Raw genomic sequence first — 13890 nt, forward strand, 5'->3', positions numbered from 1 at the left:
TTTCCGGGTTAATGGCTGGCGTTGGATTGTGTCTGTCCACCCACCCATGTGGTGTGGACGGAAAGGTCCGGCTTCAACAGCACGAGGTCCGCGCGATGCCCCGGCGCGATGCGGCCCCGGTGGCCATGCAGTCCCATGAAGGTGGCGGGATGGAGCGAGGCCATGCGCAGCGACTCCTCCAGGGGGACACCGAGCGAGTGGACGCAGTGGCGCACCGCAGCCGTGAGGTCGATGTCCGCGCCCGCGAGCGTGCCGTCCTCCGTCTCCAGTCGGCCGTGGCGGCGCAGGATGGTGCGTCCCTGGAGGGTGAAGGACGTGACGGGCGTGCCGACAGGCGGCATGGCGTCCGTGACGAGGAACACCTTGCCCGGCGGTTTGACCTTGAGGAGCAGGCGCAGGTTGTCCGCGTGCACGTGCACGCCGTCCGCGATGACGCCACACCACGCGTCGTCATGGGTGAGCGCGGCGACGACGGGCCCGGGCTGGCGGTTCATCACCGGAGGCATGGCGTTGAACAGGTGGGTGAAGCCGCGCACGCCTGCGTTCAGGGCCTGGGTTGTGCGCTCGCTGGTGGCGGCGGTGTGGCCCGCGCTGAGCACGACGCCAGCGTTGGCGAAGCGGCGCAGGGTGGCATCGTCCACACACTCGGGAGCGAGCGTCATCAGCACGCGGCCGCCGTGCGCGGCGAAGCGGCGGGGCAGGGCGGTGAGGTAGTCGAGGTCGCGAGGGTCGGGCGTGCGGATGAAGGACGGCACGTGAACGCCAGCGCGCTCGCGGCTGATGAAGGGGCCTTCCAGGTGGATGCCGAGCACGCCGCTGTCGGGGCGTGCGGTGGCGATGAGCGCGGCCTCGCAGGCTTCGCGCATGCGGGCGGCGTCGTCGGTGATGAAGGTGGGGAGCAGACCCGTGGTGCCGCACGCGCGCATGGCGGAGGCGATGGCGAGCGCGGCCTCCTCGGTGGGCGTGTCGTTGAAGAGCACGCCACCCGCGCCGTTGACCTGCACGTCCACGAAGCCCGGGGCCAGGAGTGTGTCCCCGGGCAGCGTGTGCACGGTGGCGCCAGTGGGGAGTCCGGCCTGGGGCACCACGGCGCGGACGGTGCCGTCCTCGACGACGACGGCGTGACCTTCGAGGACCTGGTCCCCGGTGAAGATGCGTGAGCCCTGGAGGACGGTGGTCGTGGGCATCACCGGGTCTCCGTGCGTTCGCGGAGGGCGATGGCGTGACGTTCGAGGCGCGAGGCGCGGGTGAAGATGCGCGCGCCCTGGAGACCGGTGATCATCACACGGTCTCCGTGACCTTGCGCAGGTGCGCGGGCGCATCCGGATCCAGGCCCCGTGCTGTCGCGAGCTGGTGCACCGCGAAGTAGAAGCTCTGCACCTGGCAGAGCGGAGCGATGGCCGCGGGAACGTCCGGCAGCGTGGGCAGGGTTTGCGCGCCGGGGACGGGCAGGGCGGTGTGGACGCTCGCGCCCAGCTCGACCATGCGCTGGACGACATCACGCGTGCCTTGCGCGGCGTTGTCCTCCTGCCCCAGCGCGAGCACGGGGAAGCCCGGCCGCACCAGCCCGAGCGGACCATGGAGGACCTCCGCGGTGCTGAAGGCTTCCGCGTGCAGACGGCAGGTCTCCTTGAGCTTGAGGGCCATCTCCAGCGCGGCGCCCAGGCCGCTGCCCCGGCCGACGACATAGAGGCTGCTGGCGTCCTTGAGCGTCGCGAGCGCCGGCCACCAGTCGAGCTTCCCGGCGGCCTCCAGCGCGTCCGGGAACCGCCGGGCGGCGTCATGCAGCTCCGCGGAGTCCGACCAGTGCGCGACGAGCTGGAGGAAGGCGAGCCCGGAGAGCAGATAGGACTTGGTGGCGGCCACGCTGTGCTCGGGGCCGGCGGACAGCGGGATGCGCACGTCGCACAGCGCGGTGAGCGGAGAGGTTTCGTCGTTGATGAAGCCCAGCACGACGGCGCCTCCCGCGCGGGCGGCCTCGGTCATGCGCAGCAGGTCGGGGCTCCGGCCGGACTGGGACACGGCGATGAAGAGCGCGTCGCGCAGGTCCAGGGAGCGCGTGTTGTAGACGGACGCGACGCTGGGGCCCAGCGAGGCGACCGCGCGGCCCAGCGTGGTTTCGATGAGGTACTTGCCGTAGACGGCCGCATGGTCGGAGCTGCCCCGCGCGCAGGTGACGACGAAGCGAGGAGGCGTGCGGCGCAGGCGGGCGCCCAGGTAGGCGAAGGTGTCGCGGCAGCGTTCGAGCTGGCGGCGGGCGGCGGCCGGAGCTTCAGCGGCCTCTCGCGCGAGGGCGGGGAGGGAGGGATTCTTCGGGGTGGGGTCCACGCGCAGGGGGATAACAGCCTCCGGGGCGGAAGGGGGGAGGAAGGCAGCGGGCGTGAGGCGTCCGACATCCGGTCCGTGGCTCCGAGGTCACGACGTCAGGTTGGAGCTGGAGCGGGCAGGCATTCCTGCCGGTATCACCGGGGCTCACCGCGCTGACGACGGAAGGCGATACTGCTCCGGCCGCGCGCCTTGACGGTGCGAGAGGGGCGGAGGAGAGAGGACGTCATGCTGAAGACCGCCCTGGGCCGTTTCCGCCTCGTCGCCTTCTGGGAAGGCCTGTCCTTCCTGGTGCTGCTGCTCATCGCCATGCCGCTGAAGTACGTGCTGCACATGCCGCTGGGCGTGCGCGTGGTGGGCATGGCGCACGGCCTGCTGTTCGTGGCGTACCTCTACACGCTGATGATGGCGGCCATCGAATACCGCTGGGGTGTGAAGCGGCTCGCGGTGGCCGTCCTGGCCTCGCTCGTGCCGGGCGGGACGTTCTGGCTGGACGCGCAGTTGCGCGGTGAGGCGCTCGCGCTGGAGACGGCGAAGACGCGCTGATTCACCATCTGCTGGCCATGATCGGCAGCACGACCATCAGCATTCCCCAGAGGAACGGAGGGGTGTTGAGCACGATGCCGATGATGGCGGGCACGACGACCCGGGCGCTGAGGCGGGCGTGTTCCCGGATGAGCGCCACGACGCCGCAGGCCAGGCCCAGGGTGAAGCCGACCAGGAAGATGATCAGCCACAGCGCGTGCATGTCCGTCCTGCGCGCCAGGTAGATGCCCGCGGCGGTGAGGAAGGCGATCAACCAGCTGCACTGAGCCAGGTATTCGCCCAGGCTGGAGCGGTTGCTGGGGCGGATGGCGCCCGTCGCCAGCAGGTGCTTCCGGCACGGCCGGCAATGCGCGGGCTCGATCTCCGGCGCAACGCATGCCCGGCACATGAAGGCACCACAGCGAGAGCACTCCTCCGTCGCAACCCTGGAATGCGGGCCACATCGTGGCTGTGCGTTCGGCTCGTTGCCAGGAATGGAGGCCGGTGTGGATGTCATTCGCGCGAAGCATAGACGGCGGTCCCAGAATTCCTTGGCGCGTTGCTTGCTCAAGCCCTGCACGGGGGCGATTGACCCGAGGGCCTACCCGACACAGGCTGAGGGTCATGGGACGTCATACCGACAAGGTTGGAGATGCCTTCCCCCGGGCGCCTTCTCAGGAAGAATGGGATCGGATGGGGCAGGAGGAGCGGGACCGGGTGGTGGCAACACTGCCCGGTGAGGTGACGTACGAAGAGATGGCGATGCCCGAAGGGGACGACCATCAGGAGCCCAAGTTGCTCGCACGCGAGGCGCTCCGGGGCTACTTCAAGCGCCGTGGACGCAAGGCTTACGTCGGCTCGGAATTGCCTGTGTATTACCCGGCGGAGCGACGGTTCGCGCCGGACCTGTTGGTCGTGCTGGATGTGGAGAACCACCGACGGAAGAAGTGGCTCGTCAGCCACGAGGGGCACGGGCTCGACTGGGTGATGGAGATCCACGCCGGGGGTGACCGGAAGAAGGATGCCGAGTTCAACGTGAGCCGGTATGCCCGTCTGGGAATCCCCGAGTATTTCATCTTCGATGGGGGAAGGCTCACGCTGGAGGGCTACCGGCTGGCGACGCCGGATGCGCGCGTCTACACGCGCATGGAATCCCGGAATGGTCGCTTCCTCTCGGAAGTGCTGGGACTCGAACTCCAGGTCGAAGGCGAGGACGTGCGTTTCTGGACGGGCAATGCGCCGTTGCTGGTCTCCGATGAGTTCATTGAACGCCTGGAAGACCAGACGATGATCCTGCAGCGCCGTGCCCAGGAAGAATCCCGGCGCGCGGACGAAGAATCCAGACGCGCGGATGAGGAATCCAGACGCGCGAATGAGGCCGAACGCCGTGCCAGGGAACTCGAAGCCGAGCTCGCCCGGCTCAGGCGAGGGTGAACGCCCTCGCCAAGGTCAGCACCTCCACTCGCGTGGCCCCCGCGTGTCTCAGGGCGACAGCGGCGGCCCGCGCGGTGGACCCGGTGGTGAACACGTCGTCCAGGAGCAACACCTCCTGCCCCTGCACCGCTCGCGACGCCACGAACGCTCCGGCCACGTTGCCCACGCGCTCCGCTTCACTCAGCCCCACCTGCCTCCGAGTCTCCCGCGTGCGCTCCAGCCACCCCACCGGCGCCGTCCGCCCCGTGGCCTTCGCCAGCTCCCCCGCGAGCAGGTGCGCCTGGTCGTACTGCCGCTTCCGGAAGCGCCGTAGGTGCAGCGGCAGCGCCACCACGCATTCCGGCGCGGTCCTCAGGAACCGCCGCGCCTCGTCCGCGAGCAGCGTCCCCAGTGGCGCCGCGAGGTCCGGGTGGTCCTCATACTTGAACCGGTGGATGGCCCTCGCCACCGGCCCCTCGTGCGCGAAGGGCGCCCATGCCCGGCTGAACGGCGGTGGCACCGTCCGGCAACGGGGACAGGTGTTCCCCGGGAACGCACCCGGCTCCGCGCACGTCCGGCAACACACCGGCGGCAGCCGCTCCAACGCCGTGTCACATGTCTCGCAGAACACCGCGCCCACGCCCGGCAGCACCTTCGCGCAGGCCAGACACATGGGCGGATAAACCAGGTCCAACAGGGCCTTCCACATCACCGGGCCTCACAGGGGCAGTGCATCCTCGCGCCCCTCGTGCGAGCCCCGTGCCGCTCACTCCGCCGTGCGGCCTCGCGTCTTGTACGTGAGCACCGGCGCCAGCGTCGCCACCACCCGCACCAGGCCCGCCTCCACCAGGTCCGTCACCACGCGGTCGATGGCCTTGTACGCCGGAGGCGCCTCCTCGAAGAGCAGGTCCCGGTCCTCGCACACCACGTGGCTCTTGAAGGACGTGCGCGTCAGCGACTCCGCCGTGAAGCGCTCCTTCAGCCGCTCCCGCGCCGCCGAGCGCGTCCACTTGCGTCCCGCGCCGTGCGCCAGGCTGTACGCGCTCTGCTCGCCCGTGCCCACCGGCAACACCAGATAGCTCAGCGCTCCGCGGCTGCCGGGAATCACCACCGGCCCTTCATCCCACGGCGCCGCGCCCTTGCGGTGCAACCACCCCACGCGTCCACCCGCATGCCGCGCGGTGACACTGTTGTGGCACACGTCCAACACCCGCCGCCCCGTCGCCCCAATCCCATCCAACGTCCGCTGCGCCACCAGCGCCCGGTTCGCCTTCGCCCACAACACCGCGCCGTCATGCCGCGTGAGGTATGCGCGCGCCTCCTCCGAATCCGCCGCCAGTCCGCCCGCAGCGTGCCGGTCCACGTGCGTGCGCAGGATGGCCTCCCCCAGCCCGCGCGACCCCGAGTGCACGAGCAACAGCAGCCGCTCCTCCCGCAGGCCCAGCGCCTCGAAGACGCGCGCGTCGTGCACCTCCTCCACCCGCTGCACCTCCGCGAAGTGGTTGCCGCCGCCCACCGTGCCCAGCGCCGACTCGAAGCCCGCGCCGCTCGCGCCGTGCTCCGCGAGCACCGCCTCCGTGTCCCCCACCCACGGCCCTTCCAGGTCCAGCTTCGCCGCCCACCGCTCCGCCTTCGCCTTGCGCGTCAGCAGGTCCACGTCCCACAAGCCCATGCCACAGCCGATGTCGCTGCCCACGAGATAGGGATAGAGGAAGCCCTCGGACTCGAAGGCCGCGCCCACCGGAGCGCCCTTGCCGGGATGCAGGTCCGGCAGGCCCACCGCGAGCCTCATCCCGGGCAGGCGCGACACGGCCTCCAACTGGCGGACGGCCTCGCCCTCCACCCAGGACTGGGGCGAGGCGATGATGCGCACGGTGGCGGCCGTGGAGGTTTCAGAAGAAGGCGTGTTCATGATGGCCGCTTCGACGCGGTCCCTTCACGCGCCCTGACGCCCGGGCCTCCAGGTCCCCAGCGCCTGGGGGCAGGCTGCCCGGCCGCCTACTTGTGGTAGGGCTCGCCCTTCAGGATGGTGAACGCGCGGTAGAGCTGCTCGATGAGCACCACCCGCGCCAGCCGGTGGGGCAGCGTCATCCGCGACAGCGACATCACCTGATGCGCCGCGCCACGCACCGAGTCGTCCAGGCCCTCGTCCCCGCCGATGACGAAGAGCAGGTCCTTCGAGCCCGTCTGCGCCTTGGCGACGTAGCGGGCAAGCTCCACGGAATCCAGCAGCGTGCCGCGCTCGTCCAGCGCGACGATCCAGTCCTGCGGCTTGCGCTTGCCCAGGATGGCGGCGGCCTCCGCGGACTTCGCCTCGCCGGGCTTGAGCTTGCGGCCCGACGCTTCATTCAGCTCCAGCAGCTCGAAGCGCGTGTAGTGCTCGAGCCGCCGCGCGTACTCCTGCACGGCGGGCTCGAACAACCCGGAGCGGTCCTTGCCGATGGAGAGGAGGCGGACCTTCACGGGACTAGGACAGCTTCTCCCGGGGCGCGTCCGCCCACAGCCCGTCCAGGTCGTAGAAGGCGCGCACCTCGCCGTTGAACAGGTGGGCCACGACGTCGTCGTAGTCCAGGAGCACCCACTGGCCCGTCTCCAGGCCTTCCGTGCTGATGGGGCGCAGGGGCTGCGCCTCCTGCTTGAGCTGCACCTGGACGTTCTCCGCCATGGCGCTCACCTGGCGGTCGCTCTCGCCGGAGGCGATGACGATGTAGTCCGCGTAGGACGTCATCCCGCGCATGTCGAGGATGACGACGTCCGTGGCCTTCTTGTCCAGCAGCAGGTTGCCGATGCGGCGCGCCAGCTCGCGCGCCTTCGCGTTCTCAGCCGGCTTGGGAGGCGCGGGCGGAGCGGCGACCTTCGGGGCCTTCTTGCGCGCGGCGGCGGTCTTCTTGCGCGGCGGCGGACGCACGCCCGGCTTCGCCTTCTTGGCGGCCGTCTTCTTGCGGGCCGGAGCCCGGGTCGCGCTCTTCGCCTTCGCCTTCTTGGATGCAGGGGTCTTCTTCTTCGTGGCCATGTGGCGGATACCCTAGCGCACCCTTGGCAAGCTTCCAGCGCTCCTCTAATGGGTTCCGTCCATGAGCGACGCCCGCCTGGAGCAGTTCAAGAAGATGACGGCCCAGTTCCCCGACGCCCCCATGGCCTGGTTCTCCCTGGGGAAGCTTCACCTGGAGCGCAAGGAGTACGACAGCGCCATCCAGAGTCTGGAGACCGCCGTCCGCCTGGACCCGAAGTACGCCGCGGCCCTCGTCTCCCTCGGGGATGCCTACGCGGGGGCCGGCCAGACGGACAAGGCGAAGCAGGTGCTCACCACCGCCCGGGACCACGCGCTCGCCCAGCAGCACCCCAGCCTGGCCGAGGAGATCGACGAGCGCATCGCCGACCTGGACTGACGGATTTCGCTCCTAGTCCTGGTCCCGCCAGGTGAAGCCCACGCCGAACACCTGGCGCGTGTAGCGCAAGTCATTGCGCGGCAGGCGCGTGCTCCAGATGCCCCAGGACAGCTCCAGGTCCACGCGGGTGGAGACAGGGCGGGCCAGCTTGAGGGACAGCGAGTTCTGCCCCTCGTCCTCCTCCACCAGGATGATCTCCGGCGACAGGAAGATGCCGTCCGGATAGCGCGCCAGGCCCAGCGTCCCCTGCGCCAGGAGCGTCACCCGCCACGGCAGCCGCACCCCGGCGCTGCCGACGAGCCGGTGTCTCATGGCTGTCTCACCGAAGCTGTTGGAGCTGACCTCCTGGAAGGCATAGGTGAGCGACAGCTTCACCGGCCCCCGGTACGTGTAGCCCGCCCCCGCCACCAGCGCGCCGTCCTGCCGCCGCACGGGGGCCGCGCTGACGCCCGGGAAGGGCCGGGCGAAGGGGCCGTAGCGGCGCGAACCCCATTCGCCAAACACGCTCAGTGTGTGACGCGGGCTCAGCCGGTAGCGGCCCAGGACGCCCACCTCCGGGCCGCCGAAGTCGGCCGTGTGGTCCGGGCGGTACACGAAGCGGCGGGCGCCCAGGCGAACGCGCAGGGCCAGGCGCACGTCCGGGGCGTACTCGGCGAAGAGGCTGGCGCCCAGATCCGAGTACGCGCGGCTGCCGCCCCTCCGGTCCTTGGCGTGGCCTTCCGCGCCCACGCCCCACTCGGAGCCCAGGGCGAGCGAGCCCTCCAGCGCGCCCGCCTGCACCAGGGTGTCCTCGTTGTCGTAGGACAGGTACTTGCGCGCGCCCAGCTCGTACCGGCCCACCACCTGGGACCGCTCGCCGGTGCCCCGGCCTTCCGCCACGCCCAGCACGCTCAGGGCCAGGTCCGGGTCGGGGGCGGGCGTGACGCCGTCGGTGAAGTCGCGCGGGGCGTTGCTGTCCACCAGCACCCGGCCGGTGCCCCGGAGCGAGCCCTGCCACTCGGCCGCGCGCGCACCTCCGCCCCAAAGGATGCAGAGGGCCAGGAGGAGCGGGAGAAGGCGGCGGTCCAAGACGCGCGCACCATACTCCGGCCCGCTGGCATCCCCACGCTCGCAAGTGCCCTGTGCGGCCACGTCGTCCCGGGGACACCCGGGGTGTGCCCGCGGTCGGTGACGCCGCACCCGGCCGCCCGGTACATTGCGGCCATGTCTTACGCGTCCTTCCTCGCGGCGGTGGCCGGCCTGGGGCTCGTCGCCTGTTCCCCGGCGTCCTTCACCACGGAGGTCCAGGGCGAGGCGACGGTGCCCGCGAACCCCGCCGGCACCTCCACGCTCCTCAACGCCTTTCCCTCCATCAGCAGCTTCTCCGCGCTCGACTTCAACGAGAACCAGGACTTCAAGAACCGCGACGTCACCAAGGACGAGGTGACGCGCGTGCAGGTGAAGTCGATGACGCTCAAGGTCCTGAGCCCGAACGACCAGGACTTCGGCTTCCTGGACTCGCTGGAGGCCGTGGCCCGCGCGGGCAACTCCGAGTCGCGCTTCGCCGCGCGCGACGGCATCGCGGGTCTGGGCCTGGGCCCGCCCAACCCCACGGTGGGGTTGAACGCGGACGGCAGCGTGGACCTGCGGCCCTACGTGGCCGCGCCCAGCATGTCCATCATCCTGCGCGGCACGGGGCGCCTGCCGGAGCGCGAGGTGCGCGTGCAGGCCACGGTGGTGCTGGAGGTGGAGGGCGGGCTGCTGTAGCGGCTACCCGCGGCTTCAGGGCGCCAGCGTCTTCGCGCGGCGCTCCAGCGCGCCCGCGCGCCCGTCCAGCTCGCGCGCCAGGGACTCCAGCCGCGTGGCCTCCTGCTCCAGCGAGGACAGGTCCTCCGGGCCGCCCGCGGCCAGCGCCTGGGCGCGCACCGGGTCCACCTGGGGACGGCGGTCGCTGGCGGTGGCGCCGGAGGACGACTGGTCCATGATGGGAGTGCCTCCGACCCCTGGACCCTGGGTCGGGTCGCCCGCGTAGTCCGGCGACTCCACCATCGAGTCGGTCGGAATCACCTCCGGCTGCCGGCCGCCCCGCTGGGTGGGGGCCACCTGCAGGCCCCGGTCGCCCGCCGTGCGCATGCGCAGGCGGCGGTCCTGGTCGTCGAACATGGACTCCTCGCCCAGGAAGTCGTTCATGCGGCGGTCCAGGTCGCGCTCCTCGCGCACCTCCGTGATGCGCGCCTTCAGGGCCTGGAGCCGCTGGCGCACCTTGTCCTGGGTGTCGCGCAGCGCGTCCGCCTGCGCGAGCAGGTCCTCGGGATCATCCCCGCGCGCCGCGCCATCCAGCGCCGGCACCTGGGAGGCGGGCAGCGCCGCGCGCACGGCCTCGCGTTCGCCGCGCACGGACCGCATCTGCTCCAGCAGCGCCGCGCGCTGCGTCCGGTCCGTCGTCGCGTCCCACGCCGCGCGCAGCCGCGTCAGCTCCTGGGACAGCGCGCCGTGCAGCGCCAGGTGCGCGCGCTCCACCTCGCCGTCCGCGCCGGACACCGACTGCGCCAGCCCCGTCAGCTCTCCGCTCAGCTCCTGCGAGCGGCGCAGCGCGGACTCCAGCTCGCCGCCCGCCGTGAGCTTCCCCTGGCGCTGGGCCTTGAGCGCCTCGATGCGCGCGGCCAGGCCGTTGAGCTCGTCGCGAAGCCCCTGCTGCCGGGTGCGCAGGGTGCGTGCCTCCGTGCGCGCCGCCTGGGCCTTCGCGCGCGCCTGCTCCAGGCCGGACGTCGCCCCGGCGGGAGCGGCCACGAACAGGCACAGGAGGAGGGGGAGGGCACGCAACATCATCGGGGGGATACCGTCAGCAAGGCGGATGCCAGTCCTTCCCTCCTACCCCGTTCCCAGGCCCGACGGAAAGCGCCCTGGTTCCGGGCACCTGCACGGGCAGGGTGGGTCGGGGTGGGTGGGCCGGACGGTGGAAAGTCATGGGGCCGGGGCGCGGATGACGGATTTCCGAGGCCCCAGGGCAGAGCGCCTACGGGGTCTCCTCGGGGCGCTCGCCGCGCGGCAGGAAGCCGTACTTCTCCAGCTTGTAGTACAGCGCGGAAGTCTTGATGCCCAGCAGGCGGGCGGTCTCCGTCTTCACGCCGCCGGCCTTCTCGTAGGCGCGGGCGATGAGCTGGCGCTCCAGGTCCTCCAGGATTTCCGGCAGGGGGCGGTCGCCCTGGGGCACGGGCAGCCCCGCGTCCATGCGCGGCGTCTGGCCGGCCAGGTGCGAGGGCAGATCCTGCGGCGTGAGCGAGTCGCCCTCGGCGAAGACGAGCGCCTGCTCCATCACGTTCTCCAGCTCGCGCACGTTGCCGGGCCACGCGTGGCGGGTGAGCGCGTGCAGCGTCGCGTCGTCGATGCCGGTGACGCGCCGGTTGACCCGGGGCGCGTGCTTGGCGACGAAGTGGCGGGCGAGCGCGGGCAGGTCCTCGGGGCGCTCGCGCAGGGGCGGCAGGGTGAGCGGGACGATGTGCAGCCGGTAGTAGAGGTCCTCGCGGAAGCGGCCCGCCTTCACCTCCGCCTGGAGGTCGCGGTGCGTGGCGCTCACCACGCGCACGTCCACCTTGAGCGTCTCCTCTCCGCCCACGCGCTGCAGCTCCTTCTCCTGGAGCACGCGCAACAGCTTCGTCTGCACGGAGGCGGGAATCTCTCCAATCTCGTCCAGGAAGAGGGTGCCGCCGTCGGCCAGCTCGAAGCGCCCCAGCTTGCGCTTCACCGCGCCGGTGAAGGCGCCGCGCTCGTGGCCGAACAGCTCGCTCTCCAGGAGCGTCTCCGCCAGGGCCGCGCAGTGCACGACGACGAAGGGGCCGTCCTTGCGCGGGGATCGCTGGTGGATCATCCGCGCGACCAGCTCCTTGCCGGTGCCGCTCTCGCCGCGCACCAGCACGGTGGCGTCGCTCGCGGCCACCTTGCGCACCTGGGCGAGCAGCCGCTGCATGGGCTCGCTGTCGCCCACGAGGTCGCGGTGGGTGAGGGCGGCGTCGGCGTCATGCGCGTCCGTGCGGGCGGTGAGGCGCTCCACCTGGCGGCGCGTGGCGGACAGCTCCAGGCCCTTGTCCACCTTGGCGCGCAGCACCTCCGGCGGGAAGGGCTTGGTGATGAAGTCGTAGGCGCCCTCCTGCATGGCCTGCACGGCGGTCTCGATGGTGCCGAACGCCGTCACCACCATGACGACGGCGCCAGGGTCCGCCTGCTTGAGCGCGCGCGTCACGGCGATGCCGTCCATGCCGTCCATCTTCAGGTCCGTGACGACCAGGTCGAAGGGGCCCTTCTTGTACGCGGCGAGTCCGTCCGCCCCGCTCTTCACCGCGGACACGGTGTGGCCGGAGCGGGTGAGGGTGACGGTCATGCCCTCGCGGAGGGTGTCGTGGTCGTCGATGACGAGGATGCGGGCCATGCGCCTGCTCGGGAAGGAAGGGTGGGATGCCACCGGTGGGTGGGCGGCGGAATGCACACGCCAGGCCACCCTACACCGGACCCGGCGGGGTGCAGGTGGGCCTTGCCGTGAAAGGGCTGGCGTCCCGGGCCGGGTGGGTGTCTATCCCGGCGCATGGCCTCCGTCCCTGATTCCCTCGTCGAACTGCTCGCGCGTCACGTCCCCACGGACGACAAGGAGCGCGAGGACCTTTCGCGCATGCGCCACTTCGCCACGTCGCTGAAGGAGCCCTTCTCCCGCTCGCAGGTGGAGGCGCACTTCACCGGCAGCGCGGTGGTGGTGGACGCGGCGGGCGGACGGGTGGCGATGCTGCACCACGCGAAGCTCAAGCGCTGGTTGCAGCCCGGCGGCCACGCGGAAGCGGGAGACGGCGGCGACATGGAGGCCACCGCGCTGCGCGAGGCCCGTGAGGAGACGGGCTGCCGCGTGCACCTGCATCCCACCGCGCCGCGCCCGCTGGACGTGGACGTGCACGTCATCCCCGCGCGCAAGGACGAGCCCGAGCACTGTCACCTGGATGTCCGCTACCTGGTGGTGGCGGAAGACCCGGAGGCACTTGCGCATGATCCAGCGGAGTCCTTCGGCATCCAGTGGCTGGATTGGGACGAAGCGCTGGACCGCGCGGATGAAGCCCCGCTGCGCCGCATGCTGCTCAAGGCGCGCTCGCTTGCCTGCCCATGACGTCAATGACTCTCCATTCTTGAGTGTCTATTTGGAGAATGACCAAGGGCCGGATTCCTGATTCACGCGCGGGGGGTTCGCGGGGTTTGGGACACAAGATGGCTTGAGACTGGCTTCATTTTTCGAGGGGGGCTGGATGAAACACAGACATGCCGGCAACCTGAGGACACGCTGGGTGGAGGGGGGCGGCCATGACGGCTTGTCGACCACCTGGGAGCAGGAGCAGGTTTCATGTCGTCTCCGGACGCCGTGTCGCATGGCACCGCCTTGGAAGAAGTCCCTGTTTCATCCTTGAGAAATGAGAGTGCTTCGCGGCGCTATCAGCCCGCCGCCTTGACGCTCACGCCGCATCCGCTCTGGATGGAGACGATGCTGCGCACGCTCAAGCCCGCGTGGGACGCGGCGTGCATGCCCACGCTGTTCCAGGAGACAGCGGAGGGGCGGCATCCGCCCCTCGGCGCCTGGCAGCGGTTCCTGGTGCACTGCTTCCCCATCGTCGAGAACTTCCCCAAGTACATGGGGCTGTCGCTGGCGAAGACGACCTACGGGGTGCGCCCGGGCGACGCGAGCATCCGCCGCTGGCTCCTGCAGAACCTGGGCGTGGAGGCCCGTCACGCCGAGTGGTGGATCGACTGGATGCAGGCGGTGGGCGTGGACGCCCCCGGGGCCTTCGCGTCGTCGTGGAGGCCCGAGGTCCAGGCGCTCCACCAGCACCTGCTGGCCACCTGCCTCGGCGGGTCGCTGGCGGAGGGCGTCGCCGCTTCCAACTGGGCCATCGAGGGCGTGACAGGCGTCTGGACACGCGCCGTGGTGGAGCCCTTCACCGCGTATGCCCGGGACGGTGTGCGCATGGACGCGACCGCGCTGCGCTGGCTCCGGGCGCACGCCCGCTATGACGACGCGCACCCGGACGAGGCGCTGGAGATCATCAAGCTGTCCACGGACGTGACGACGGGAGAGCCGGCGCGCGTGGAGGCCGCGGCGCGCCGGTCCCTGATGTTGCTGGCGCGCGTGTTCGAGTCCTGCCGCGAGGCATGAGCCCCAGGCGGGCTGAAACAGCCGTTTCATCGGTGGCGATGTCGCGGTCGTGATGCGTGCCGGTCCGGCTTTTCC

Annotated in this window: 16 protein-coding genes; 6 read left to right on the plus strand and 10 right to left on the minus strand. The window is 71.0% G+C overall.

Features of this window, described 5'->3' with window-relative positions; translation table 11 throughout:
* Positions 1-8: 8 nt before the first annotated feature.
* Positions 9-1187: an N-acetylglucosamine-6-phosphate deacetylase gene (nagA, locus tag ACX114_RS05805; protein WP_459295531.1), complete on the minus strand. Its 1179-nt coding sequence runs from the start codon at positions 1185-1187 to the stop codon at positions 9-11.
* A 94-nt stretch (positions 1188-1281) separates the two neighbouring features.
* Positions 1282-2328, minus strand: coding sequence for an SIS domain-containing protein (locus ACX114_RS05810; protein WP_459295533.1), 1047 nt, complete (start codon positions 2326-2328; stop codon positions 1282-1284).
* Between the two features lie 225 nt (positions 2329-2553).
* Between ACX114_RS05810 and ACX114_RS05815 the strand changes: the two genes are divergently transcribed.
* Positions 2554-2871 (plus strand): DUF3817 domain-containing protein, encoded by a 318-nt coding sequence (locus ACX114_RS05815; RefSeq protein ID WP_459295535.1) that lies wholly within the window; start codon positions 2554-2556, stop codon positions 2869-2871.
* A gap of 1 nt (position 2872) precedes the next feature.
* Here ACX114_RS05815 and ACX114_RS05820 read toward each other — a convergent pair whose 3' ends face one another.
* Positions 2873-3259 carry a hypothetical protein gene (locus ACX114_RS05820; protein WP_459295537.1) on the minus strand — a complete coding sequence of 129 codons (387 nt, stop codon included), beginning with the start codon at positions 3257-3259 and terminating at the stop codon, positions 2873-2875.
* Between the two features lie 215 nt (positions 3260-3474).
* On the opposite strand from ACX114_RS05820, the gene ACX114_RS05825 reads away from it, so the two are divergent.
* Positions 3475-4284, plus strand: coding sequence for a Uma2 family endonuclease (locus tag ACX114_RS05825; protein WP_459295539.1), 810 nt, complete (start codon positions 3475-3477; stop codon positions 4282-4284).
* Here ACX114_RS05825 and ACX114_RS05830 read toward each other — a convergent pair.
* The 4 genes from ACX114_RS05830 to rsfS form a co-directional block, all read right to left on the minus strand.
* Complete coding sequence (locus tag ACX114_RS05830) at positions 4271-4972, minus strand: double zinc ribbon domain-containing protein (protein ID WP_459295541.1); 702 nt, start codon at positions 4970-4972, stop codon at positions 4271-4273. The genes ACX114_RS05825 and ACX114_RS05830 overlap by 14 nt on opposite strands.
* Before the next feature lie 57 nt (positions 4973-5029).
* On the minus strand, positions 5030-6175 hold the full coding sequence (locus ACX114_RS05835) for an RNA ligase RtcB family protein (protein WP_459295543.1): 1146 nt from the start codon (positions 6173-6175) through the stop codon (positions 5030-5032).
* A gap of 86 nt (positions 6176-6261) precedes the next feature.
* Positions 6262-6726 carry a 23S rRNA (pseudouridine(1915)-N(3))-methyltransferase RlmH gene (locus ACX114_RS05840; RefSeq protein WP_014394001.1) on the minus strand — a complete coding sequence of 155 codons (465 nt, stop codon included), beginning with the start codon at positions 6724-6726 and terminating at the stop codon, positions 6262-6264.
* 4 nt (positions 6727-6730) lie between these two features.
* Entirely contained in the window at positions 6731-7276 is a 546-nt protein-coding gene (gene rsfS, locus ACX114_RS05845; RefSeq protein ID WP_459295546.1) for a ribosome silencing factor, read from the minus strand.
* A 61-nt stretch (positions 7277-7337) separates the two neighbouring features.
* Between rsfS and ACX114_RS05850 the strand changes: the two genes are divergently transcribed.
* Entirely contained in the window at positions 7338-7652 is a 315-nt protein-coding gene (locus ACX114_RS05850) for a tetratricopeptide repeat protein (RefSeq protein WP_459295548.1), read from the plus strand.
* Between the two features lie 12 nt (positions 7653-7664).
* Here ACX114_RS05850 and ACX114_RS05855 read toward each other — a convergent pair whose 3' ends face one another.
* On the minus strand, positions 7665-8720 hold the full coding sequence (locus tag ACX114_RS05855; RefSeq protein WP_459295550.1) for a hypothetical protein: 1056 nt from the start codon (positions 8718-8720) through the stop codon (positions 7665-7667).
* Positions 8721-8855: 135 nt separating this feature from the next.
* Here ACX114_RS05855 and ACX114_RS05860 point away from each other — a divergent pair, with 135 nt between their 5' ends.
* Entirely contained in the window at positions 8856-9398 is a 543-nt protein-coding gene (locus tag ACX114_RS05860) for a hypothetical protein (RefSeq protein ID WP_459295552.1), read from the plus strand.
* 15 nt (positions 9399-9413) lie between these two features.
* Here ACX114_RS05860 and ACX114_RS05865 read toward each other — a convergent pair whose 3' ends face one another.
* Both ACX114_RS05865 and ACX114_RS05870 read right to left on the minus strand, forming a co-directional pair.
* Positions 9414-10460 carry a TetR family transcriptional regulator gene (locus ACX114_RS05865; protein ID WP_459295554.1) on the minus strand — a complete coding sequence of 349 codons (1047 nt, stop codon included), beginning with the start codon at positions 10458-10460 and terminating at the stop codon, positions 9414-9416.
* A 187-nt stretch (positions 10461-10647) separates the two neighbouring features.
* The gene (locus ACX114_RS05870; protein WP_459295556.1) at positions 10648-12057 is read right to left on the minus strand and encodes a sigma-54-dependent transcriptional regulator; all 1410 of its coding nucleotides are present in this window, start codon (positions 12055-12057) and stop codon (positions 10648-10650) included.
* Between the two features lie 153 nt (positions 12058-12210).
* Here ACX114_RS05870 and ACX114_RS05875 point away from each other — a divergent pair, with 153 nt between their 5' ends.
* Positions 12211-12777, plus strand: a complete 567-nt coding sequence (locus ACX114_RS05875; protein ID WP_459295558.1) for an NUDIX hydrolase — start codon at positions 12211-12213, stop codon at positions 12775-12777.
* A 231-nt stretch (positions 12778-13008) separates the two neighbouring features.
* On the plus strand, positions 13009-13815 hold the full coding sequence (locus ACX114_RS05880; protein WP_459295560.1) for a TenA family transcriptional regulator: 807 nt from the start codon (positions 13009-13011) through the stop codon (positions 13813-13815).
* The last annotated feature ends 75 nt before the right edge of the window (positions 13816-13890 follow it).

The sequence above is a fragment of the Corallococcus sp. M7 genome (assembly GCF_054512695.1).